This is a genomic window from Bacillus sp. BC05(2025) (assembly GCF_056725905.1).
The window spans coordinates 15,124-38,307 of the sequence record NZ_JBWYRA010000016.1 but is presented as its reverse complement, the minus strand read 5'-3'; the positions used below and the strand labels follow the sequence as shown (position 1 = coordinate 38,307).

The window sequence follows — 23,184 nt, the reverse complement described above, 5'->3', positions numbered from 1 at the left end:
ATTTTCAAGAGGTGAAATGCGCAATAAAAACAACTTCTAAACCTCTAGGAGATAGTGATACAATGTCAAATGGGGGGAGGGTATGAACTATGGTTAATCAACGTATAAAGGAAATAACACTAATTACAATTGGTTCATTATTATTCGCAATTGGTATTAATTACTTTGCAATTCCAAACCGTCTATCAGAGGGTGGAATTATTGGTTTAACGGTTGTTACGTACTATTTATTTGATTGGTCGCCTGGGATTGTGAACTTTGCTATAAATGCAATTTTACTAGCTGTTGGTTATAAATTTTTTGATAAGAAAACGATGGTTTATACAATTTTAGGGATTGTAGAAACATCCTTGTTTTTATATGTTACAGAACATATTGAGTATCATGTAAATAGTGATACGTTATTAGCGGCACTATTTGCTGGTGTATTTGTCGGTATCGGATTAGGCTGTATGTTCAAAGCTGGAGGTACATCAGGGGGATCGGCAATTTTAGCACGGTTAGCAAATCAATATTTAGGTTGGAGCGTCGGTAAAGGTGTACTTATTATTGATATCGTTGTAATTGCTGGTTCCGTATTTATAATAGGGCAGGAAAAAGCGATGTACACACTTGTTGCGGTATTTATCGGAGCGAAAGTGATTGATTTCATTGTAGAAGGAATGGATACAAAAACGGCTGTTACAATTATTTCAAATCAACCAGAGTTAATACGTGAGGCTATTACAAAAAACATGACACGGGGTGTCACTGTATTAGAAGGGCGCGGCGGATATACTGGTAAGAATAAAGAAGTTTTATATGTTGTTATTAATAAACAAGAGCTTGTTAAGTTAAAGCAAGTTATTAGTCGAGTGGATGAAGATGCTTTCGTTGTTATCCATGATGTACGTGATGTACTTGGTGGAGGCTTTAAAGCGAGTTAAAAGGTGAACGAGTAAATTCGTTCACCTTTTTTTAATTCTTACAAAAGTGTAAGTGTAATGTAATGAGATTCAATAGTAGATTGTATTCCTTCTTTTTAAAATGGATGTATATATATCCTGCAGAGGAGGAATGTTTATTATGAAGAAAAAAATGATCACTACTATAATAGCGATGATAGTCATAGTAATAATGTTACTACCTACGAAACTTGGACCGGTTATCGATAAATATAATCCGCTTTATAAGACGAAAGAATACTATACGGTTGTGAATACAATTGGTCAGCATATTGGTGATGAGTGGTATGAATATGAATTTATTGCATTTGACGAACGTGGGAGAGAACAAAAAATAAAGAAGACTGTTAAGCATATGTTAAAGAGAGATGAAACATTAAAGGTGTATGCAAAAGGACGTTACGGCGAGGCAATTGAAGAAATTGAAGCGATAAATATTCCTATTAATGCAAAGAGTAAACTTTTAGCGATGAGATAGCGCAATATACCCCTACCTATTTTTTGTCGAAAATAAAAATACTAGGTAGGGGTATATTGTAGGTTCGTAAAAAAGCCTTAGTCCCTAAGGACTAAGGCTTTTTTATTATATAAAGGGGAAGGGGGTACATTGTAGTAGCATGAGTGAAAAGTATAAGAAGGGTAGCTACTAACAATGTAATTTGGTTATTTAAGTGTTCTTCTTATTTGGCTTACTTGTTAACTTTATTGTACGAGATGTAAGTAAGAGAAACTATCGAATTACATTACACATAGCTTACAAACATGTAAGTCTTCTGTAATGTAATTCGATGGTTAAAAGATAGCGAATTTTATATAGTGTAATTAGAAAGGCTCACTGTATTACTTTCTGTTTATAATGTTAATGAAGAATGAAAAACCAACTACTTTTTAATAAGCCTCATCTGTTATGTAGATGGGGCTGTTCTTTTAAACCTTACAACATTGTAAGGTTTACGTAAGTTAATTCGATAGTAAATTTGTCATATTTTTTGCATAATAGATACAAATAGATAAAAATAATTAGGGATATAGTAAGAAGGGAGAAGAATGGGATGCGTAAAGAAGAAGTAGTGAAGTTTCCAATTAAAGATTTCTGTAGCTACTTTACTGTTGCCGTAGTATGTATTGGATTATTTGATATCATAACAAACTTAATTGTTAAATAATATAGATGAAAAAACAAGAAGGGAGATCCTTTCTTGTTTTTTTTATGGGGGAATAAAAATGAAGTGGATTGATAGTCATATACATGTTGACCAATATAAGGATGAAGAGAAAAGTAAATTACTTAAAGATGTGGAAAATAGTAAAGAGATAGAGGGGCTTATTGCAGTATCTATGAATTATCAATCATGTAAAGAAACTTTATATTTAGCAAAGCGATATCCCTTTGTTCATCCAGCAATAGGTTTTCACCCAGAGCAACTGATTCATAAAGAAGAATGTGAGCAAATTTATAAATTAATTGAAGATCATGTAGAGGACATAGTTGCGATTGGTGAGGTAGGTTTGCCGTATTATGTAAGAAAAGAAGATGAGCGCATTGCTATCAATTCATATATTTCGGTGTTACAACGGTTTGTTGAACTAGCTAGTAAATATGATTTACCAATTATATTGCATGCAGTGTATGAAGACGCTGATATTGTATGTGATTTACTGGAGAAATATAAAGTTTCACGTGCACACTTTCATTGGTTTAAAGGAAGTGAAACAACAATGAAACGGATGATGAGGAATGGTTATTACATTTCTATCACGCCAGATGTTTTACATAAGGAGAAAATTAGAAAAATCGTTTCGTATTATCCACTTGAATATATGATGGTAGAAACGGATGGACCGTGGGAATTTCAAGACGATGTTATGACGCATCCGAGAATGATTAGAGAGGTACTAAAGGAAATTAGTGTTATAAAAAACAAGTCTGTTGATAAGGTTACGAAAACGATATATGAAAATACGATTCAATGTTATCCCGCTATTCGCCGGGCGGTAAGACTCCCACCTCAAAATTCAGTGTAAGTAGAGAAGTTAGGTGAGGATTGATAATCAAATGGTATATTCATAATATGCCACATTTTAATTTAAATTACAAAACCACCAAGCATTCTGCTTGGTGGTTTTGTATTAGGATTCTAATTTTTTCCCGCGTCTTAATAAGAAAAGAAAGACAATGACAAAGAGGCCAAGTATAAGGAAGAATCCATATTGTTTTATATAATCCATTATGTCGTTTGCGCTTGTTGGTTTTTCAACGTGAATGCCGTCTTTATTAGTAGTAATATGAATATCTTTCATTTTCACTTCATTTGTTTCTTTTTGTAAATCAATCCATTCTATATTTGGAATGCTCTCTAGTTCCTTTAATACTTCTTTTAATGGTTTCACACCTAAGTAAGGATGATAGAATGCACCAATAACTCCATCGGATAATTTAGCAACAGATACAGCACGTTCCTTCATCTTTGCAATAGTATGTGGCTTATCTTCTTCAATAAAGCCGACTGTTTCAGGAATTAATTTCATCCCGTGTAAAAATGATGGAGTACTTGTATAAAATGGTGAGTGCATAGATTTCCAAGTTGTGTCACTTAACTGTAGTTGTCCTACATAAGTTGAAAAGTACCTTGATAATATTGCATATCCTTTTTGAGACATCGTGTAATGAGGTGCTTCAAATGCGACAGGATATAGTTTTGCATCTACAAGTTCTTGAATACCTTTTTCAATATAATCAGTCGTATATTTTTCTTCAAATTCTTCCCCTTTTTTTACATATGCATTATATGCTTCTATATTAGGGAAATCATCTTTTGTTTTTGGTTTTTCATGATTTGGTTGACGAATTGGTTGGTCTGTTTTGACATCCCAAAATTCAAAACCTTCACCAGTTTCACTATCATAAAATTGGTGCGTATAACCATGCATAATAATTGCTGCACCATCATTTTGCATAGAGCGTAAAAGATCGACTAGTTCGGGTTTCTCTTTTAAATGTATTGTTTTTCCTGTGTCTGGATCTTTATATACCGGTATGACCGTAATCATGTAAGAAATTTTTTTCTCTTTTAGTAATGTAGCAATTTCTTTTAATTGATTTATATCTGCGGCTGGATGGACGTCCTCAAGACGTAAATAAGCCTCTACTTTATTTGTCGTTGGCTTTTGTCCGAAATAAGAAAATAACATTTCACCTATATAATGGGATATCCAGTCGAAGAGATTTGACGTTGCAACGTAATAAGATGTTTCATGCTGAACGATTAGTGGGTTCTTACTATTTGAGCTTAAAGCGTTAGCAAGAACAGTTCCATTTGTATCAAAAGATTGAATCAATCGTTCTTCTTCTAACGTGTTCTTTAGTTTATTACTTGGATATTCGATTTCATTCACTCGTACATCATTATCCTTTAGAGTAATGAAAGAAAAGCGATTAGATAGTTGTTCAACATTTTGCCCTAGCACTAATACTGGGCCTGAGAAATTTTCTATAAGTTGTTTTGCTTCAGTAGGAAACTCTTCTTTTTGTTCACCGATATAAACAATATGTGTATAAGAAGATGAATTAGTAATTTCATTAGCTTTTTTTAAACTTTTTGTAGTTATATCGTTTGTAAAATGTCCTAATTGAGTATTAAGGATTTGAATATTATTTGTAATTTTATCGTCTTTTGTACTATATAAAACAAGTACTTTTGGTTTTGATGACGTTTGTGCAGAGGTGTGGATAGGGATAAGAAGTAAAATACTGAACAAGAGTATTATGCACTTTTTCATTTGGTCTGCTCCTATTCTATATGTAGAGTTCAATTTACAATTATATACAAGAAATACGTTGTAGTCTATGAAAGTTACATTTTTGCACGTATTTACCAGCTGTTTTTTCACGAAATCGGTCTAAAGCATGATGATAATATGTATAGTTATTTGCTATGATAAAAGGGTAAGAGAATGATAGAATGTGGGTAATTGTAAAGGGAAGAAGGCTGAAAGGGGACAAATTTCAGCGGAGAAAGAGGTAGAGGTAGTGAAGAAATTCTTTGTAGGATTTTTAGTTGTTCTTGGGGTGTACTTATATTTCCAAGGAAAGTCTGAAGGAATGGGCAAATTAGTAAATGAGACAAGCTATGTTGATTCAGAAGAAGCAAAACAGATGAAACAAATTATTATAGAGGAAGCAAAGAAAGTCAATCTTCCAGAATGGATACCTCTTACAATTGCCGAACATGAAAGTCGGTTAAATCCAAGAAGTGTTGGAGATAACGGAACTTCATTCGGATTGTTTCAATTGCATCGCGGTGGTGGACTTGCACCGGATCATTTAACTGATGATGAGCTGAAAGATCCACGTAAAAATGCGCAAATTGCAATGCCGCATTTAATGAAAGGATATAAGCGCGGGGTGCAAAAAGGTTTGACTGATTTTGCATTACTAAAATATATAGCAAATACATCTGGATGGCCAGGTAATTTAGGGCCGGAGTGGACGGATAATAATATGAAGTATAATGTCGGGTTAGAGGATGTGTACTATCGAAATAAAGGTGTAATTAAAGAGTAGGTTTTTGAGACCTACTCTATTTTTTGTGGATAATCGCGTCGTTTTGTGAAATACTCTGCTAGTTGTATTTTCACCTCTTCTAGCTTTGTGGAAACTTGCGGTATTTTATATCCTACATATAACGGTGAAACGACAAACCTGGGAACAACTTTACAAATGATTTTTTCGTTTACGTGATAGAAGAATAAGTTATAACTACTACATCCTTTATGGAAATCTGTCAGTATGTAACGTACAGTTTGCTGAATGTAATTTGCCAGTTCATCGATGAATTCAACATCTTCAATGATGATATTAAATTCGGTAAAACCGATAATAGGGCGATCTGAAATATTGAGTTCAATGCGTGCGTTTTTTTGTACAATGACTCCTTGGAAGTTGTCCTGTTCAATGTTATCAAGATAGTCTACATATTTCATTCCGATAATCTGCATGTGTGCATGATGTAAACTTCCGCCGGAGAATGGACCATGATTTTTGTATAAAATCACAGATGTGAATTCTTCATTCTTCTGCAAATCTAACCAATGTTTAATGGAAAAATAAATTAGCGATTTCATATGTTCTTCTGTGTATGTCGCAATATGGTCTTCACAATTATCTGTTTCGATTAGCACCGTTTGAAATGTATCTTTTAATGTAGGAAATTTGTTTTTTAGCCAAATAATTGATCCTTCAGTTGCTAAAATATCCGTTAAATTTTCTCTGTCACAAAAAGGACATGCCGCGCTTCTATTCCGGATGCTTTCTGGTTTTTGTTTACCGATATCGTTTAAAAAGTATAGTTGTTGTGTATCCATTTGTATATATGCCCCTTTAAAATATATGTAAAAATCCCGCTTAATACATTCGGGAAAAGGAGAAGAAAATCCTTTAAAGGGAATCGGAAAAATAAAAGACAAGATATCCTCATTGAGATAGGGTACCTTGTCTTTTATTTTTTCTTTAATAATGTGTATGGATAATATAAATCGTTTGTATTGTACTTCTTTTTTCTATTTTTTATTGTGTATAAGGCAATTGCTGTACTTGCGATTACAATAATGGCTTTCTTCATATTCGTTTACCCCTTTTTTATTGTTGGTTTAATTCTTGGCTAACTGCTTTTGCATCAACTAGAGCGTGTAAAATCATTTTTACCATGTTCATCATATTCTCTCACTCCTTTTTATAGTTCGTTTAGTTCTTTTACAACTGCTTGTCCGTTCACTAATACCTCAAAGATTGCTTTTACGATTTCTTTCATCATGGTTGTTTCCTCCTTTTGTTGTCTCTCTTGTTTACATCTTTATTGTATAGGGAGGCATCTTTTTGTACTATCGCTTTCCATTACGTGAACATAACAGTTTTGTAAGATTTGATGTCACTTATTGAAATGTTTAGTCTATCTTCATTATTTTCAGAAAAATGACTATTCAAACATGAAATGGGAAAGTATAATAAAGAAGTAAGTATTAAATTCCGTACGAAAGAGGTGAATGAGATGAAACGTTCTTTAGCTGCACGTGCCAAATTTTTAGATTTTATCTATTTTTGTCGTGCGATTTTTCATGATGTAGTTGTTAACGGGATACGTCTGTCCTTTTTTAACAATTGCATAGTAGCTATTGAACGATAGAAATCTCTTCACCCATTTTTAATAAACGTGTGAAAAGGGAGCTATTTGGCTTCCTTTTTCTATGTCGAAAACCATGGGGAATGTTTCTTTCCTATGGTTTTTTATATTGAAAGGAGTACGGAAAATGACAATTTGTAGTGTAAATAATGTAACGAAATCTTTTGGTGGAAACATCATATTTGAAAATATATCGCTTGAAATAAAGAACGGTGAACGTGTTGGATTAGTTGGTCGAAACGGTAGTGGGAAGACTACAATCTTTCAACTTCTAACTGGAATGGAAAGTTTGGATGCAGGAGCCATTCATATGAAGAAAGGTACACGTATTGGTCATGTAGCGCAAATTCCGAAATTTGATGAAGGTATGACTGTATATGATGTATTGAGTTCTGCTTTTAAAATAGAAAAGGAATTAGAAAGGGAAATGCGTGCTTTAGAAAAACATATGACGGAAGAACAGGAACCGTCTGCTTTACAAAGATTAATGGAGAGGTACGGAGTAATCCAAGAAAAGTTTGCATTCCTTGGTGGTTATGAAATAGAAGCGAATATTATGAAGGTAGCAAATGGTCTACAGGTGACAGAACTATTTCCTCGATCATTTCTGGAGTTAAGTGGCGGGGAGCAAACAAAAGTCAGCCTTGCATACATGCTGTTGCAGAAACCAGATTTACTTTTATTAGATGAGCCAACCAATCATTTAGATTTATTTGCGGTAGAATGGTTAGAGCAATTTTTGAAAGAATACAATGGAACGGTTATGGTCATTTCACATGATCGTTATTTCCTTGATGAAGTTGTAAAGAAGATTTTTGATTTAGAAGATGGAGAGATTCACGTGTATCATACAAACTATTCTCAGTTTGTTGAGGAAAAGGAAGAACGATTGCTTCAGGAGTTTCAAGCTTATCAAGAACAGCAAAAGAAAATAAAGAAAATGAAAGAAGCAATTAAGCGACTACGTGAATGGGCAAATCAGGCGAATCCTCCGAATGAAGGATTGCATAAGAGAGCGAGAAGTATGGAACGTGCACTCGAACGTATGGAAAAACTAAAGAAACCTATTTTAGAGCGAAAACAAATGGGACTTCAGTTTGAAGGGCAAGAGAGAAGTGGGAAAGATGTTGTTGTAATGAAAGAAGTGAGTAAAGGATTTGCTGACTACTCCCTATTTAACGAAGTGAATTTACATGTTCGTTTTCAAGAGCGTGCGGCCATCGTTGGTCGTAATGGTACAGGAAAGACAACGCTACTAAAATTATTATTAGAAGAAATAGAACCAGACGCGGGAGAAATTCGAATTGGTAGTAGTGTGAAAATCGGTTATTTATCACAGCATGCGTACGGAAATATGAAGAGTAATGTATTAGAGGCTTTTAGAGAATATGTAGCTGTAACAGAGGGAGAAGCGAGACATATATTAGCTAAGTTTTTATTTTATGGTCCAGCGGTGTTTAAGAAAGTAACGCAACTGAGCGGTGGGGAAAGAATGAGGTTAAGACTTGCGCAACTTATGTATCAAGATATCAATTTTTTGATTTTAGATGAGCCGACAAACCATCTCGACATTGAATCAAGGGAAGTTTTAGAGGAAGCTCTTGAACAATATAATGGAACAATTTTAGCTGTTTCACATGATCGTTATTTTTTAAATAAGTTATTTGAAAAGACGTATTGGATTGATGAGCGTAAATTATTTGAGTTTGCAGGGAACTATGCATGGGCTCGTCAAAAGTGGGAAGAAAGAATTGAGAAACAAATAGTGAAACAGAAGCAGCGAGGAAGCAAAGAGTTAGAAGTGATACCTATAAAAAAGCAGGAATCTAGAAATTTAGAGGACGTTGAAAACGAGCTAATGCATATAGAAGAAGATATATATGCCCTTGAATGTAAAATGGAAAATGCAGTTGATGTTGAAATGCTTGAACAATTGTATGAAGAAAAAATGAAAAAAGAGTTGTTACGCGCAGGTTTATATAATGAGTTAGAGAATATTGTGGAGTGAAAAGTAGAAAGCGAATTCCTTTCAATTGTGCTGAAGGAATTCGCTTTTTTATATCAATATTTTACTGTAAGAGAAAAAGAAAATATGTGTTTCACGTGAAACAGTACATTTTATAAATCTTTGTTCCGCAATTTGTATAAATTTAAAAACATAAATGGTATTAGGAGATTTTTGCATCGATTAATTATTTCCCGAGACATAAGTATGTGAAACAGAGACTCATAATTGGAAATAAAAAAACAGAGTTACAGCTTCACACGCTGAACTCTGTTTTCTTTTTGTGTGGTATCTTCCCTTGTTGAAATGATAATAGCGATCCCGAGCATAATAAAAAAAGCTAAAAAGAGGACGAACTTTGGGAAGAATGGGAATAGTAACAGCGCCCCGACTATCATAATTGTTAATAATACGTAGTGCAGGACGTATTGGAATAGGTTGTCCATGTTTTCGCCCCCTTTTTGGTAATTGGTTATTAGTATTCTATGTTTCATGCTGAACGAATAGAAGTGAATTTTTAATTTTTTAATACGAAATAAAAGAGAATGATTGAAGAGTTTGTTTCAGTAAGTAAACGAAATTATGATGGATACTATAATCAAAAAGTAGATGAATTAGCTAAGCAAGCATTAGAAACGTTGGATATTGAAAAGCGAAAGGAAATCTATACAAAGTTATATCAAGAGTGAAGTGAAGACCCGCCTGTAATCTTCTTAAATAATAGCAAAGTTGTGTCTGCACATAATGCGTGCATTCAAGGATTGCAAGAAGATAACTATAATGGCATTTTATTAAGTTTACCTAAATTAAAGATAGAACAATAATTTTAGAAAAATTCTCAAAATATTTATTTAGAAAGAATTGACAAAATATAACGGACGATATAAGCTAATAACCATAAAGTCTACCGGAAAGGTCGGAATAGGATTGTTACCCCTCAAAAACATCTATTTTTTTATGATTAAAACCGACTTTTCCGATTGGCTATAAAATGTTGCTGTGGGAGGCATACATAAGGCAAGCAGTTCATAAGGTTTAATTATTAAAAAAAGAAAAGTTAGGGTGGGGACAATGAAGAAAAAGACAAAAAAATGGGCTGGTGTATTTTCGGTATTACTGAGTAGTTCGCTTGTGTTATCTGCTTGTGGGGGACAGGAAGATACGGCTTCTACAGAACCGGTTAAACAGCAGGATTTAAAAAATATAAAAATTGAAAAGATCGCTGCGACAGATAAAACGAAAGTGCCAGATAAAGCGAAGAATAGAAAAGATACCTTAGTAGTTGGGATTAACAAACCAGGAGGCGTATTTTTACCATATTTCCAACAAAATGGTTGGGACGGAAACGTAACTTCAGTTATTTTTGCATCTCTCATATCAACCGATAAACAAGGGAAACCAATTCCAGAATTAGCTGAGAAGTGGGACGTTTCTTCTGATCAGTTAACATATACATTCCATTTACGTAAAGATTTGAAATTTAGCGATGGCTCGCCATTAACAGCGGATGATGTAGCGTTCACATTGACGCTTTTACACGATAAGGCATATGAAGGCGAAGTGGACATCTCTCAATATGCAGTTAAAGGTGGTAAAGAATATAAAGAAGGAAAAGCAACTTCAATTGAAGGTATTCAAGTTGTCGATCCACAAACAATAAAAATTACGACTGAAAAGGTTAATTCACAAGCTATATTTGTTTTTGGTAACGCAGTACTATCAAAAGCTTATTACGGAAAAGATTACAAACAAAATACAAGTTTAGATTACTTAAAAGATTTATATGGCAAACCACTAGCTGCGGGTCCATATAAATTTGAAAAGTATATTCCAGGTCAAGAAGTTCGTTTTGTAGCAAATGAAAATTACTATGCGGGTAAACCAAAAATTCAAAACTTCATTTATAAAATTACTTCTGGCGATACGAAGCTTCAGTTATTTCAAACAGGTGAGGTTGACCACACTGGCTTAGGTACTGGTGACGAGGTTCTTGAACAGGCTAAGGCTTTAGAATTCGCAAATATCCAAATCGAAACAGCACCATCATTTAGTTATGTTTATATGAATCATAATAAGCCGTATTTAAAGGATAAAAAGGTTCGCCAAGCGCTTATTTACGGATTAGATCGTAAAAAATATGTTGATACAGCATACAAAGGATACGGTACGGTAGCGAATGTACCAATTCATCCGACTTCTTGGGCTTACACAGAAGAAGGCGTTAATAAATATGAGTATGACAAAGAAAAAGCGAAAAAGTTACTAGATGAAGCAGGGTGGAAAGTTGGTTCGGATGGAATCCGGGAAAAAGATGGTCAAAAATTAAAACTTTCGTATTTCGGTCCAAGTTCAGCTAAAGATAGTGATTTATTAATTCCAATTGCTAAAGAGAATTATAAAGAGATAGGTGTAGAATTTAACCCTGAATTCATGGACTTTAATACAATGCTTTCAAAAGTTAATAAAGGTGATTATGACTTAGCTTCTGTTTCAACACCGATTACAAGTGACCCAAGTGAAACAGCTGGTGAATATTTATCTAGTGCGAATGAGAAGAGTCTTGGTTATAAAAATGCAAAAGTAGATGAGTTAATTCAAAAAGGTATAGAAACGGTAGATATTGAAAAACGTAAACCAATCTATAAAGAACTTTATAAAGAATTAAGTGATGATCCACCAGTAATTCTCTTAAACTATCGCAGAACAATTACTGGTTATAACGGGAATATAAAAGGAATTGATCCTGAAAAATACAATAGTATTAGTGCAAACTTACCAGTATTATCATTTGAAAAATAACGAGAAGAATGTATAAGTAGAAGACATTTTTTCATTCGGTTAGAAATGTGCCGATTTGAAAAAATGTTCTTCTATTTTAAGCATTAGATTGGAGAGAAAAAGGGTGAAAACATATATCGTTCGTAGGTTGCTACAAATGATTCCTACACTGTTTGGAACATCAATTATTATCTTCTTCCTGTTCGCACTTCTTCCGGGTGATTATATTGATTCAAATCCAAAGATTACACCGGAAAGAGCAGCTGAGCTTAGGGAATTGTATGGATTGAACAAACCAATTGTCGAGCGCTATTTTCATTGGTTAGGTAATGCATTGCAAGGAGACTTTGGTTTTTCGCTTCAATATCAAGAACCTGTAACATCACTATTAAATAAGTTTATTTGGAACTCGTTTAGTGTAGCGGTTATTGCATTGTTTTTTATTTGGCTAATTGCACTTATTATCGGTGTATTCTCGGCAACGAAGCAACATTCTTTATTCGATAAACTTGTAACAATTGGTGTCTTTGCAGCGATGTCATTTCCTTCTTTCTTTATCGGTTTGTTTTTAATTAAAGTGTTCGCGGTTGATTTTAAGTTATTACCGATAGGTGGAATGATTGATGTTGGCAGTAATTCTACTGGGTTTGCTTATGTGATAGAAGTTGCCAAACATATGGTTTTACCGGTATTTATTTTGACACTTCTTGGAGTGGGTTCATTAACTCGTTATTTTAGAACAAGTATGTTAGAGGTTGTAAGACAAGATTACATACGAACAGCACGTGCGAAAGGTTTAAAGGAGAAGACGGTTATTTATAAACATGCATTAAAAAATGCTATTTTACCGGCGATTACTTTATTGGCATTTGAATTACCAGGTTTATTTTCAGGAGCGATTATTATTGAGCAAATTTTTAACTGGCCAGGTATCGGTAATATTCAATTAGAGGCACTTAATTTCCGTGATTATACAGTATTAATGGCATTTACGATGTTTCTTTCTTGTTTAACAATCGTTTCAAACTTTTTCGCAGACATTGTATATGCAGTTGTTGATCCACGTATTCGGTTGAAGTAAAGGGGGGGAAACGAGATGGAAACTGTTACAGCAATTACAGAGAAAAAAGAAAAAAAGAGAAGGAGAAATGAATCATCACCATGGCGACAAGCTCTTAAAAAGATAAAGAAAAATAAGATGGCGCTCGTAGGATTGTATGCATTAATTTTTATGTTTTTATTTTGTTTTATCGGTCCATTCTTTTCACCATATGCATCAGGGAAAATACAAGTTGCGTTAATTAACAAACCACCTAGTTTTTCTCATTGGCTCGGTACAGATCAATTAGGAAGAGATATTTTAACAAGACTGATGCAAGCGGGTCGAATTTCATTAACAATTGGTTTAGCTTCGATGGTTTTATCCGTAATATTAGGAGCTGTATTAGGGGCTATTGCAGGATTTTATCGTGGCATTGTTGATAATATTATTATGCGTCTTGCTGATATTTTAATGTCGATGCCAGGCCTACCATTACTTATTATAATGGGGGCAATTTTATCAGAGTGGAAAGTACCATCTGATTATCGTTTGTATGTCATTATGATTATTTTAAGTTTAGTAGGTTGGCCAGGGCTTGCACGCCTTGTAAGGGGGCAAATTTTATCACTTAGAGAGCAGGCATTTATGCAAGCTGCTGATGTGCTAGGGATAAAAGATTACCGAAAAATTATATATCACTTAATTCCTAATGTTTTACCAATATTAATTGTTGTATCGACATTAGGCGTTGCAGGTTCTATTTTAGGAGAGTCCGCGCTAAGCTACTTAGGTCTCGGCGTCGTCCCGCCTACACCATCATGGGGGAATATGATTAGCGCAGCTAACTCATTAATTGATTTCCAAAAGAGTCCGTGGTTATGGATTCCTCCTGGTTTCGCAATCTTTATAACAGTTGTATCCATTAATTTACTTGGTGATGCACTTCGTGATGCGTTAGATCCAAAGATGAGACGGTAGGTGAGGGAATATGAGTAAAGCGGTAGTAGAGCTGAAAGACTTACAAACACACTTTCAAACGGAGGAAGGAACAGTAAAGGCTGTAAATCATGTTAGTTTTGCTGTTCGAGAAGGTGAAACGGTTTGTGTTGTAGGTGAATCAGGTTGTGGGAAAAGTGTAACAGCTTTATCTATTATGGGGCTTATTGCTGAATCAGGCAGTGTAGTAGGTGGAGATATTCTATATGAGGGAAAAAGTCTTTTAGGAATGAAAGAGAAGGAGCTTCGTAGTTTACGAGGGAATGAGATTGCGATGATTTTCCAAGAACCGATGACATCGCTGAATCCGGTCTTCACTGTAGGGGAACAAATTGTAGAGACGTTAAGGGAGCATGAACTGCTTAGTAAAAATGAAGCATATAAGAAGGCTATTGAATTAATTCGTAAAGTTGGTATAGCTCGTGCGGATGAAATCGTCCATTCTTATCCACATGAACTGAGTGGTGGTATGTTACAACGTATTATGATTGCTGTTGCGCTTAGTTGTAATCCTAAGCTATTAATTGCTGATGAACCGACAACGGCTCTTGATGTTACGATTCAAGCTCAAATATTAGACTTATTAAGACAAGTAAAAGAGGAATTTAAAACATCCATTTTATTAATTACACATGATTTAGGCGTTGTAGCAGAAATGGCTGATTACGTTGTCGTTATGTATGGTGGGAAAGTTATTGAAGAAGCACCAGTACTAGAAATATTCCAAAATCCGAAACACCCGTATACGAAAGGTTTGTTGAAATCAAAACCAGTGATGGGAAAACGAATAGATAAACTGTACTCTATTCCAGGGCAAGTTCCTAATTTAGTTGGTTTGGATGAGTTTTGCTACTTTAGTGGTCGTTGTGAGCATTGTATGGAAATATGTAAAGAAGAAGCGCCAAATCTGAATGTACATGATGAGAATCATAAAGTAGCTTGCTGGTTATATGAGGAGCGTGCGGGACAATGAGTGAACCATTATTAGAAGTAAAAAATTTAAAAACATATTTTCCAATTAAAGGCGGCATATTTAGTAGAACGGTTGGACATGTAAAAGCAGTTGATGGAGTAAGTTTTACTATTAATAAAGGTGAAGTGTTCGGCCTTGTTGGTGAATCGGGAAGTGGAAAGACGACGATAGGAAAAACAATTTTACGTCTCGTCCAAAAAACGGAAGGGGAAGTGAAGTTTAAAGGGCAGGATGTTCACTCTTTATCTAAGGAAGAATTGAGAAAACATCGTCCTAATATGCAACTCGTGTTTCAAGATCCATTTAGTTCATTAAATCCGAGAATGAGAATTGGAGAGGCACTTGGTGAGCCGATGTTGGCTCACGGATTAGCTACGAAAGAAAATGTTCGTGAAAAAGTGACGGAAGTATTAGAGTTATGTGGCTTAGCCCCATATCATATTGACCGGTACCCTCATGAATTTTCTGGTGGACAACGTCAACGTATCGTTATCGCAAGAGCTATGGTATTAAACCCAGAATTTATTGTAGCTGACGAACCTGTGGCAGCACTAGATGTATCTATTCAAGCACAGATCATTAATTTATTTAGTGAGTTACAGGAGAAAAAGGGACTATCTTATTTGTTCATTTCACACGATTTAAGTGTAGTCGAACATTTATGTACGAAAATTGGGATTATGTATTTAGGAACGATCGTGGAGACAGCATCGCGTGATGAATTATTTACGAATCCGCTTCATCCATATACAAAAGCATTGTTATCTGCAGTGCCAATACCGGATCCAACAGTGAAGCGAGAGAGAATCATACTAGAGGGTGACATTCCAAGTCCAGCAAATCCACCTTCAGGCTGTCGCTTTCATACACGTTGCCCGTTTGCGACGGATATTTGTAAACAAGCCGTACCGGAATTCCGTAATGTTGGTGGGGAGCATTTTGTTGCTTGTCATCATGTATAAAAAAGGACTCTTTCGAATAGAAAGAGTCCTTTTCTTTTATTTACTAGATGAAGTTTGTTTCAATACAAATTTTTCGATTGCGTGAGCAACACCATGTTCATTGTTTGTTAATGTTACAACATCACATAGCTTTTTTACATCTTCTTCAGCGTTGCCCATTGCAACAGATAAGCCAGCTACTTGTAACATTGGCACATCATTAAAGTTGTCCCCGATTGCAATAGTATCTTCAATTGGTATATTGAAATAAGCAGCCATCTCTTGTAGGCCGTTCCCTTTATGACCATGCTTATCCATAATTTCTACATTAGTAGGAGCTGATGCTGTAACGGAAATATCAGTATCTTCTTTTAACATACTTAATAGCTGTGCACGATGTGCTGCATTAAACGTCAAAATGAAGAATTTAGATATTTCTAATTCTGGATTATTTACAACATCTTCGATTTTTTGGAAATCAGTAATTAAGTTTGATTTCTTTTGTTTTTCTGTAATTCTTTCAAGTTCCTCAAGTGTAACATCTAATGCATGCTTGTTCTCTTCGAACGCTTGCATGACTTGATCTTGCCATGTATATGGAGAATAAACTCCTTTATTCGTATATAGCTTATAAGGAAAACCTTCAGATTCTAGTAATTTTGCAAGCTTGTATACTTTATCGTTTTGTAAACAACGCGAGTTAATTACTTTTCCATCCACATAAACAATTGCCCCATTGCTCGCTCCAACTGGAAGAGATAGTTTATATTCTTCCAATAATTTTAAAGCATCCTCTTTTGCACGACCAGAGCAAATCATAACTTTATGACCAGCCTCTTTTGCAGCTTGGATAGCTTGTAAGTTCTCTTTGGAGATTTCAAGATTAGATGATAGTAGTGTACCATCCATATCTAATGCGATTAATTTCAAAATGACCACCTCTTTGCTTTTATTATACATAGTTATATAGAGGAAACATATAAACTTATCTTGGAAAAATTGTATTTTATCCCGCTTTAATGGGCAGTAAGACCCCCACCTCAAAATTCAGCGAAAGCAAAGAATTTAGGTGGGGGTCGGGCTATCCATAAAAGTCCGACTGGTGAGGGCTAATAAACAGTGGGGACGAAGAAACCCCCACTGATTAAAGTTTCCCTTTATCTCGCATGAATCGTTAGTAAAAATTTGATAGATTCCAACGTATTCATTTGAATATGCACTTTAATTTGTAACAAAAGTAGAGGTGAGTACGGAAATGTTTCGTTATATGACTGTAATATTACAATAGTATTACAAACATAAATTTAGTAGAAAGTGCATTAAAATAGTCTTTTTAAAGATTTTTATAAAAAAACGTAAAAAAAGTGTAATAAATTTTACGTAATTATATTGCAACGTAACAATAGTTATGTTACATTAATGTTACAAACGTTACGTTATTGAATTTAATGTAACGATAACATAAAAACTGTGAAATAAACATTTCTTAGAAATTACATATAGATAACTTATTAAAAAGGAGGATACATAAAATGAGAGAGCAAGTATTACAAGTAACAAAAGGTGACTTCGTAGGATCAGCAAGTGGAGCAGTAGTATTAACAGCGTTAATCGTATTTCTATCAAGTGTATTAGTATAATAGAAGTTTTGTAACAAAGGAAAAAGAGAGGAGAATGAAAAATGAAAGAGCAAGTATTACAAGTAACAAAAGGTGACTTCGTAGGATCAGCAAGTGGAGCAGTAGTATTAACGGCATTAATCGTATTTCTATCAAGCGTATTAGTATAATAGAAGTTTTGTAACAAAAGAAAAAGAGAGGAGAATGAAAAATGAAAGAGCAAGTATTACAAGTAACAAAAGGTGACTTCGTAGGATCAGCAAGTGGAGCAGTAGTATTAACAGCGTTAATCGTATTTCTATCAAGCGTATTAGTATAATAAAAATTTTAAATCATACAAAATGAAAGGAGAATGAGGAATATGAACAGTGAACAAGTGTTACAAGTAACAAAAACAGATTTAGTAGGATCATTAGGTGGAGCGGTAGTATTAACATCATTTATTCTATTCCTTGCAAATGTATTAGTATGAGACATATAAATACAATCATTCAAAAAAAATAAAGACTCTAGCATATTAGTAAGTAGTTAATATGTTGGGGTCTTTTTTGTTTTCTTCTATATATCCCTCCAAGTATGAATAGCCTCCCTTTATTTTAAAGAGAAAAAAGTCGAATTTTATATGTAAGAAAAAAAGAGGAATTTGACAGAAAAGATAGAAAATTTTAAAGGTCAGAATTTGTTAGCTTGCTAACTAATTTCTATTAATTGATGTTGGAAGCGTTTTCGGTTGGTTTTAAGTATGGACCATTTAATCTATTTACAGGGGGATGAGGATTTTATGAAACAAAAATCTATGGATACGCTAGCTGCACAAATGGAGGACTTTTTTCCAGTACGTGATGTAGATCATTTGGAATTTTACGTAGGAAATGCAAAACAATCAAGTTATTACCTTGCGAGAGCATTTGGGTTCAAAATTGTGGCTTACTCTGGATTGGAAACTGGTAACCGTGAAAAGGTATCTTATGTTCTTGTGCAAAAAAATATGCGTTTCGTTGTGTCTGGAGCTTTAAGTAGCGACAATCGTATTGCAGAGTTTGTAAAGACTCATGGTGATGGTGTGAAAGATGTAGCATTACTTGTTGACGATGTTGATAAAGCATACTCAGAAGCTGTGAAACGTGGTGCCGTCGCAATTGCTCCACCTGTAGAGTTAACAGACGAGAACGGTACATTGAAAAAAGCAGTTATTGGTACGTATGGTGATACAATTCATACGCTTGTAGAGCGTAAAAATTATAAAGGAACATTTATGCCAGGATTCCAAAAGGTCGAGTTTAATATTCCATTTGAAGAGTCAGGTTTAATTGCTGTAGACCATGTAGTTGGTAATGTTGAAAAGATGGAAGAGTGGGTTAGTTATTACGAGAACGTTATGGGCTTTAAACAAATGATCCATTTCGATGATGATGATATTAGTACAGAGTATTCAGCATTAATGTCAAAAGTAATGACGAATGGAAGTCGTATTAAGTTCCCTATTAATGAGCCAGCAGATGGAAAGAGAAAATCACAAATTCAAGAATATCTAGAGTTCTATAATGGAGCAGGTGTACAACATCTTGCTTTATTAACGAATGACATTGTTAAAACAGTAGAAGCGCTGCGTGAAAATGGCGTGGAGTTTTTAGATACACCAGATACTTATTATGATGAATTAACTGCGCGAGTTGGGAAAATTGATGAAGAAATTGATAGGTTAAAAGAATTAAAGATTTTAGTAGATCGCGATGATGAAGGTTATTTACTACAAATCTTTACGAAACCAATTGTAGATCGTCCAACTCTATTTATTGAAATCATTCAACGTAAAGGTTCTCGCGGATTTGGAGAAGGAAACTTTAAAGCGTTATTCGAATCGATTGAAAGAGAACAAGAGCGTCGCGGAAATTTATAAAGTTTATATCCACCAGCAAAAACTCCTTTGTTGGTGGAAATTTCATTTTCATAGGGAGGAATCAGGATGAAATTCGTTACATTTCGTCTTCCTTCGAAAGAAATGCGAGCTGGATGGCTTGAAGGTGGCAAGGTAATTGATATGAATCTTGCTAGTGGTGGGAAATTACCTTCTTCTATGTTCGCCTTTTTAGAGAAAGCGGATGAGTATGTAGAGATATTGCGTAATATTAAGAATCCGGAAAAGGGCATATATTCCTTAGAAGAAGTACAATTAGCAGCGGCAATTCCTAATCCGAGTAGTATTCGGGATTTTTACGCGTTTGAACAGCATGTAAAAACAGCTCGCGGCCGAAGAGGGCTAGATGTTGTACCTGAATGGTACGATATCCCGGTTTTTTATTTTACAAACCATCGTGCTGTAATTGGTCCAAATGATTTCGTAATTGGTCCGAAGAAATCTAAAAAACTTGATTATGAGTTAGAGATTGCTTGCGTAATTGGGAAAGAAGGAAGAAATATTTCTCGTGAGCAGGCAGAGGAATACATTTTTGGTTATTGTATTATGAATGACTGGAGTGCAAGGGACTTACAAGCAACAGAAATGAAGGTAGGACTAGGTCCAGCGAAAGGAAAAGATTTTGCAACTTCATTAGGAGCGCACCTTGTTACGAAAGAGGAATTAGATGTTTATCGTAATGGTGACCGTTATGAGTTAGAGATGACCGCTCATGTAAATGGAAAGTTATTATCAAAGGGGAACTTCCAAGATATTTACTATACATTTGCTGAAATGATCGAACGTGCTTCGGAAGACGTTACGTTATATCCAGGCGATGTGATTGGTTCTGGGACAGTAGGAACAGGTTGTATTTTAGAACTGGGTACGGAAGAGTGGCTACAAGATGGAGATGTTGTAGAACTTACGATTACTGGTTTAGGTACATTACGTAATACGGTCAAAAAAGAAATGGAAGCAGGTGATGGGCATGTTTTATCGTCACATGGGGGAGCTACCTCATAAACGACATGTACAATTCCGTAAAAAAGATGGATCGCTTTATCGCGAACAGGTAATGGGAACGAAAGGTTTTTCTGGTACGCAATCTATTTTGTATCATCATTATATGCCAACGGAAGTATCGCATTCGGCGTTATCACATTCTTGTCAGTTGCAGTATGAAGAAGATGTAGCGCTTGCTCATCGCCACTTCCGCACGAAAGAAAATAAAAAAAGTGGTGATGCAATAAGTGGAAGAAACTTCATACTTGGGAATGAAGATTTGTTAATTGGAGTAGTGAGTCCAACAGAAAAAATGGATTATTTCTACCGTAATGGTGATGGAGATGAAATGTTGTTTGTTCATTACGGAACAGGAAAAATTGAAACGATGTTTGGGACGATTCACTATAGAAAAGGTGATTATGTAACGATTCCAATTGGAACGATCTATCGTGTTATTCCAGATGAAGGAGAGACTAAGTTTCTTGTTGTAGAGGCAAATAGCCAAATTACAACGCCGCGTCGCTATCGTAATGAATACGGACAGTTGTTAGAGCATAGTCCGTTTTGTGAGAGAGATATTCGTGGACCCGAGAAATTAGAGACATATGACGACAAAGGTGAGTTTGTTGTAATGACAAAGTCGAGAGGATATATGCATAAGCATGTTTTAGGGCATCATCCGTTAGATGTTGTTGGATGGGATGGTTATTTATATCCATGGGTCTTTAATATAGAGGATTTTGAACCAATCACAGGCCGTATTCATCAGCCACCTCCAGTACATCAAACGTTCGAGGGTCACAATTTCGTTATTTGCTCTTTCGTACCACGTTTATACGATTATCATCCAGAATCTATTCCGGCACCATATTATCATAGTAACGTGAATAGTGATGAAGTACTGTACTATGTAGAAGGCAACTTTATGAGCCGGAAAGGTGTGGAAGAAGGTTCGATTACACTTCATCCGAGTGGAATTCCGCATGGGCCGCATCCTGGGAAAACAGAGGGAAGTATAGGGAAGAAAGAAACGCTTGAACTAGCTGTTATGATAGACACATTCCGTCCACTTCGTATTGTAAAACAAGCACATGAAACAGAAGATGAAAAATATATGTATAGCTGGATTGAAGAAGGTTCATATACTGTGAAATAGGAAAAAGAGGCATGCTCAATAAGGGAGCATGCCTCTTTTATGGAATCGACATGTATAATAATACCAAAAAAAGTTTTAGAAAGATATATGGAAAGAATGATAAGGATATTGCAAATTCATAAGAATTTCTACTTATTTCGACAAAAGTATTGACTGAGAAAAGTACTATGAGTAAAATGAAAAAGCAAATTAAAAATTTTCAGAAAATTTAAAACTTGGAGGAGCATGCTATGAAGCAAATTTTTCAAAAGAAGCCTCTTGCAAAGTTAATGCAAGAGAGTAAACAAAAGACGTTAGCAAGAACATTGGGCGCATTGGATTTAACGATGCTTGGAATCGGGGCGATTGTTGGAACTGGTATTTTTGTTCTAACGGGCGTGGTAGCAGCAAAACATTCTGGACCAGCTATTATATTATCATTTGCGATAGCCGCGTTAGCTTGTGCCTTTGCTGCATTTTGTTATGCTGAATTTGCTTCTTCAGTTCCTGTCTCAGGCAGTGTGTATACGTACACATATGCGACGATGGGAGAAGTATTCGCGTTTTTAATTGGATGGGACTTAATGCTTGAATATTTACTTGCTACATCTGCTGTGGCAAATGGTTGGTCCGCGTATTTCCAATCTTTATTAAAGGGATTTGGAATTCATATCCCTACCATTCTCTCCTCAGCCCCTGGTACAGGAAAGGGTGGAATAATTGATTTACCTGCCGTTCTAATTATTTTAGTGATGACAGTTCTTTTATCTAGAGGTGTTCGTGAAAGTGCACGTGTAAATAATATTATGGTATTTATTAAGTTAGCGGTTGTTCTTATTTTTATCTTTGCTGGTTTTAATTATGTGAAACCTGAAAATTGGACGCCTTTTATGCCATTTGGTTTAGATGGTGTCATGGCTGGAGCTGCTACAGTGTTCTTTGCATTCATAGGGTTTGATGCAGTTTCAACGGCAGCAGAAGAAGTGAAACGTCCACAACGTGATTTACCAATTGGCATTATTGCCTCTTTATTAATTTGTACAGCTCTTTATATTGTTGTTTCGCTTATTTTGACAGGAATTGTTCCATACGGACAGTTAAATATATCAGATCCAGTCGCTTTTGCACTTCAATTTATTGGACAAGATAGTTTAGCAGGAGTCATTTCGGTAGGGGCAATTACAGGGATTACAACAGTAATGTTAGTTATGATGTATGGGCAAGTACGTGTTTCGTATGCAATGAGTAGAGATGGGTTATTGCCGAAGCGTCTTGCTAAAGTTCACCCTAAATTTAAAACACCGTTTTTAAATACATGGACAACGGGAATTATTGCAGCACTTATTTCAGGATTAATAGATTTAAATGTATTAGCGCATCTTGTAAATATGGGGACTTTATCAGCCTTTGCGCTTGTAGCTGTTGCTGTTATTGTAATGAGAAGAACTCATCCTGATTTACCAAGAGCATTTAAGGCGCCGCTTGTACCATTTTTACCAGCGTTAACGGTAATTTTTTGTTTATACTTAATGCTTCAATTATCCGGAACAGCTTGGATTAGTTTTGGTATATGGATGGTTATCGGTATTGCGGTTTACTTCTTATATAGCCGAAAACATAGTGCGTTAAATAATAGTAAAGACGAAGACGATGTAGCAAATTTATAA

Annotated in this window: 24 protein-coding genes and 1 pseudogene; 20 read left to right on the top strand and 5 right to left on the bottom strand. The window is 35.1% G+C overall.

Annotation, left to right across the window (positions count from 1 at the left end):
• The first annotated feature begins 89 nt into the window (after nucleotides 1-89).
• The 3 genes from ACZ76X_RS27275 (at nucleotide 90) to ACZ76X_RS27265 (ending at nucleotide 2,969) form a co-directional block, all read left to right on the top strand.
• Complete coding sequence (locus ACZ76X_RS27275) at nucleotides 90-926, top strand: YitT family protein (RefSeq protein ID WP_044790585.1); 837 nt, start codon at nucleotides 90-92, stop codon at nucleotides 924-926.
• 139 nt (nucleotides 927-1,065) lie between these two features.
• Entirely contained in the window at nucleotides 1,066-1,422 is a 357-nt protein-coding gene (locus tag ACZ76X_RS27270) for a YxeA family protein (RefSeq protein ID WP_098669217.1), read from the top strand.
• 746 nt (nucleotides 1,423-2,168) lie between these two features.
• A complete protein-coding gene (locus ACZ76X_RS27265) occupies nucleotides 2,169-2,969 on the top strand; it encodes a TatD family hydrolase (RefSeq protein WP_479852306.1) in 801 nt (266 codons plus the stop codon).
• Between the two features lie 105 nt (nucleotides 2,970-3,074).
• Here the strand turns inward: ACZ76X_RS27265 and ACZ76X_RS27260 are convergent, their stop codons facing one another.
• Entirely contained in the window at nucleotides 3,075-4,724 is a 1,650-nt protein-coding gene (locus ACZ76X_RS27260) for a DUF2334 domain-containing protein (RefSeq protein ID WP_479852305.1), read from the bottom strand.
• 250 nt (nucleotides 4,725-4,974) lie between these two features.
• On the opposite strand from ACZ76X_RS27260, the gene ACZ76X_RS27255 reads away from it, so the two are divergent.
• Nucleotides 4,975-5,508, top strand: a complete 534-nt coding sequence (locus tag ACZ76X_RS27255; RefSeq protein ID WP_479852342.1) for a transglycosylase SLT domain-containing protein — start codon at nucleotides 4,975-4,977, stop codon at nucleotides 5,506-5,508.
• Between the two features lie 11 nt (nucleotides 5,509-5,519).
• Here the strand turns inward: ACZ76X_RS27255 and ACZ76X_RS27250 are convergent, their stop codons facing one another.
• Nucleotides 5,520-6,308, bottom strand: a complete 789-nt coding sequence (locus tag ACZ76X_RS27250; protein ID WP_479852304.1) for a DUF4931 domain-containing protein — start codon at nucleotides 6,306-6,308, stop codon at nucleotides 5,520-5,522.
• Between the two features lie 134 nt (nucleotides 6,309-6,442).
• On the bottom strand, nucleotides 6,443-6,565 hold the full coding sequence (locus ACZ76X_RS27245) for a hypothetical protein (protein WP_001975396.1): 123 nt from the start codon (nucleotides 6,563-6,565) through the stop codon (nucleotides 6,443-6,445).
• 426 nt (nucleotides 6,566-6,991) lie between these two features.
• On the opposite strand from ACZ76X_RS27245, the gene ACZ76X_RS27240 reads away from it, so the two are divergent.
• Together ACZ76X_RS27240 and abc-f are read left to right on the top strand one after the other, a co-directional pair.
• Nucleotides 6,992-7,126, top strand: coding sequence for an RAxF-45 family protein (locus tag ACZ76X_RS27240; protein ID WP_000830642.1), 135 nt, complete (start codon nucleotides 6,992-6,994; stop codon nucleotides 7,124-7,126).
• A 124-nt stretch (nucleotides 7,127-7,250) separates the two neighbouring features.
• Complete coding sequence (abc-f, locus tag ACZ76X_RS27235; protein ID WP_479852303.1) at nucleotides 7,251-9,131, top strand: ribosomal protection-like ABC-F family protein; 1,881 nt, start codon at nucleotides 7,251-7,253, stop codon at nucleotides 9,129-9,131.
• A gap of 245 nt (nucleotides 9,132-9,376) precedes the next feature.
• Here abc-f and ACZ76X_RS27230 read toward each other — a convergent pair whose 3' ends face one another.
• Entirely contained in the window at nucleotides 9,377-9,574 is a 198-nt protein-coding gene (locus ACZ76X_RS27230) for a hypothetical protein (RefSeq protein ID WP_000369258.1), read from the bottom strand.
• Nucleotides 9,575-9,676: 102 nt separating this feature from the next.
• Between ACZ76X_RS27230 and ACZ76X_RS27225 the strand changes: the two are divergent.
• From ACZ76X_RS27225 to ACZ76X_RS27200, 6 genes and pseudogenes are all read left to right on the top strand, one after another.
• Nucleotides 9,677-9,952 (top strand): annotated as a pseudogene (locus tag ACZ76X_RS27225) (ABC transporter substrate-binding protein); the annotation flags it as partial.
• 247 nt (nucleotides 9,953-10,199) lie between these two features.
• On the top strand, nucleotides 10,200-11,927 hold the full coding sequence (locus tag ACZ76X_RS27220) for an ABC transporter substrate-binding protein (RefSeq protein ID WP_479852302.1): 1,728 nt from the start codon (nucleotides 10,200-10,202) through the stop codon (nucleotides 11,925-11,927).
• A gap of 103 nt (nucleotides 11,928-12,030) precedes the next feature.
• Entirely contained in the window at nucleotides 12,031-12,987 is a 957-nt protein-coding gene (locus ACZ76X_RS27215) for an ABC transporter permease (protein WP_000860738.1), read from the top strand.
• Nucleotides 12,988-13,002: 15 nt separating this feature from the next.
• On the top strand, nucleotides 13,003-13,926 hold the full coding sequence (gene opp4C / locus ACZ76X_RS27210; RefSeq protein WP_479852301.1) for an oligopeptide ABC transporter permease: 924 nt from the start codon (nucleotides 13,003-13,005) through the stop codon (nucleotides 13,924-13,926).
• A gap of 10 nt (nucleotides 13,927-13,936) precedes the next feature.
• Entirely contained in the window at nucleotides 13,937-14,917 is a 981-nt protein-coding gene (locus ACZ76X_RS27205) for an ABC transporter ATP-binding protein (protein ID WP_479852300.1), read from the top strand.
• Complete coding sequence (locus ACZ76X_RS27200; RefSeq protein WP_479852299.1) at nucleotides 14,914-15,879, top strand: ABC transporter ATP-binding protein; 966 nt, start codon at nucleotides 14,914-14,916, stop codon at nucleotides 15,877-15,879. Before ACZ76X_RS27205 ends, ACZ76X_RS27200 begins: the two co-directional genes overlap by 4 nt.
• Nucleotides 15,880-15,915: 36 nt before the next feature.
• On the opposite strand, the gene ACZ76X_RS27195 is transcribed toward ACZ76X_RS27200, so the two are convergent.
• Nucleotides 15,916-16,788, bottom strand: coding sequence for a Cof-type HAD-IIB family hydrolase (locus tag ACZ76X_RS27195; RefSeq protein WP_479852298.1), 873 nt, complete (start codon nucleotides 16,786-16,788; stop codon nucleotides 15,916-15,918).
• A gap of 602 nt (nucleotides 16,789-17,390) precedes the next feature.
• On the opposite strand from ACZ76X_RS27195, the gene ACZ76X_RS27190 reads away from it, so the two are divergent.
• The 8 genes from ACZ76X_RS27190 (at nucleotide 17,391) to bcaP (ending at nucleotide 23,184) form a co-directional block, all read left to right on the top strand.
• Nucleotides 17,391-17,498, top strand: coding sequence for a DUF3948 family protein (locus tag ACZ76X_RS27190; protein ID WP_048520051.1), 108 nt, complete (start codon nucleotides 17,391-17,393; stop codon nucleotides 17,496-17,498).
• A 41-nt stretch (nucleotides 17,499-17,539) separates the two neighbouring features.
• Nucleotides 17,540-17,647, top strand: a complete 108-nt coding sequence (locus tag ACZ76X_RS27185; RefSeq protein WP_000664237.1) for a DUF3948 family protein — start codon at nucleotides 17,540-17,542, stop codon at nucleotides 17,645-17,647.
• Between the two features lie 41 nt (nucleotides 17,648-17,688).
• Nucleotides 17,689-17,796 carry a DUF3948 family protein gene (locus ACZ76X_RS27180; protein WP_000664237.1) on the top strand — a complete coding sequence of 36 codons (108 nt, stop codon included), beginning with the start codon at nucleotides 17,689-17,691 and terminating at the stop codon, nucleotides 17,794-17,796.
• Between the two features lie 42 nt (nucleotides 17,797-17,838).
• On the top strand, nucleotides 17,839-17,949 hold the full coding sequence (locus tag ACZ76X_RS27175; protein ID WP_098669228.1) for a DUF3948 family protein: 111 nt from the start codon (nucleotides 17,839-17,841) through the stop codon (nucleotides 17,947-17,949).
• A gap of 309 nt (nucleotides 17,950-18,258) precedes the next feature.
• On the top strand, nucleotides 18,259-19,377 hold the full coding sequence (gene hppD, locus ACZ76X_RS27170) for a 4-hydroxyphenylpyruvate dioxygenase (protein WP_062822147.1): 1,119 nt from the start codon (nucleotides 18,259-18,261) through the stop codon (nucleotides 19,375-19,377).
• A 66-nt stretch (nucleotides 19,378-19,443) separates the two neighbouring features.
• On the top strand, nucleotides 19,444-20,400 hold the full coding sequence (locus ACZ76X_RS27165) for a fumarylacetoacetate hydrolase family protein (protein WP_479852297.1): 957 nt from the start codon (nucleotides 19,444-19,446) through the stop codon (nucleotides 20,398-20,400).
• A complete protein-coding gene (locus ACZ76X_RS27160) occupies nucleotides 20,366-21,538 on the top strand; it encodes a homogentisate 1,2-dioxygenase (RefSeq protein ID WP_353766222.1) in 1,173 nt (390 codons plus the stop codon). Before ACZ76X_RS27165 ends, ACZ76X_RS27160 begins: the two co-directional genes overlap by 35 nt.
• 230 nt (nucleotides 21,539-21,768) lie before the next feature.
• Nucleotides 21,769-23,184: a branched-chain amino acid transporter BcaP gene (bcaP, locus tag ACZ76X_RS27155; RefSeq protein WP_479852296.1), complete on the top strand. Its 1,416-nt coding sequence runs from the start codon at nucleotides 21,769-21,771 to the stop codon at nucleotides 23,182-23,184.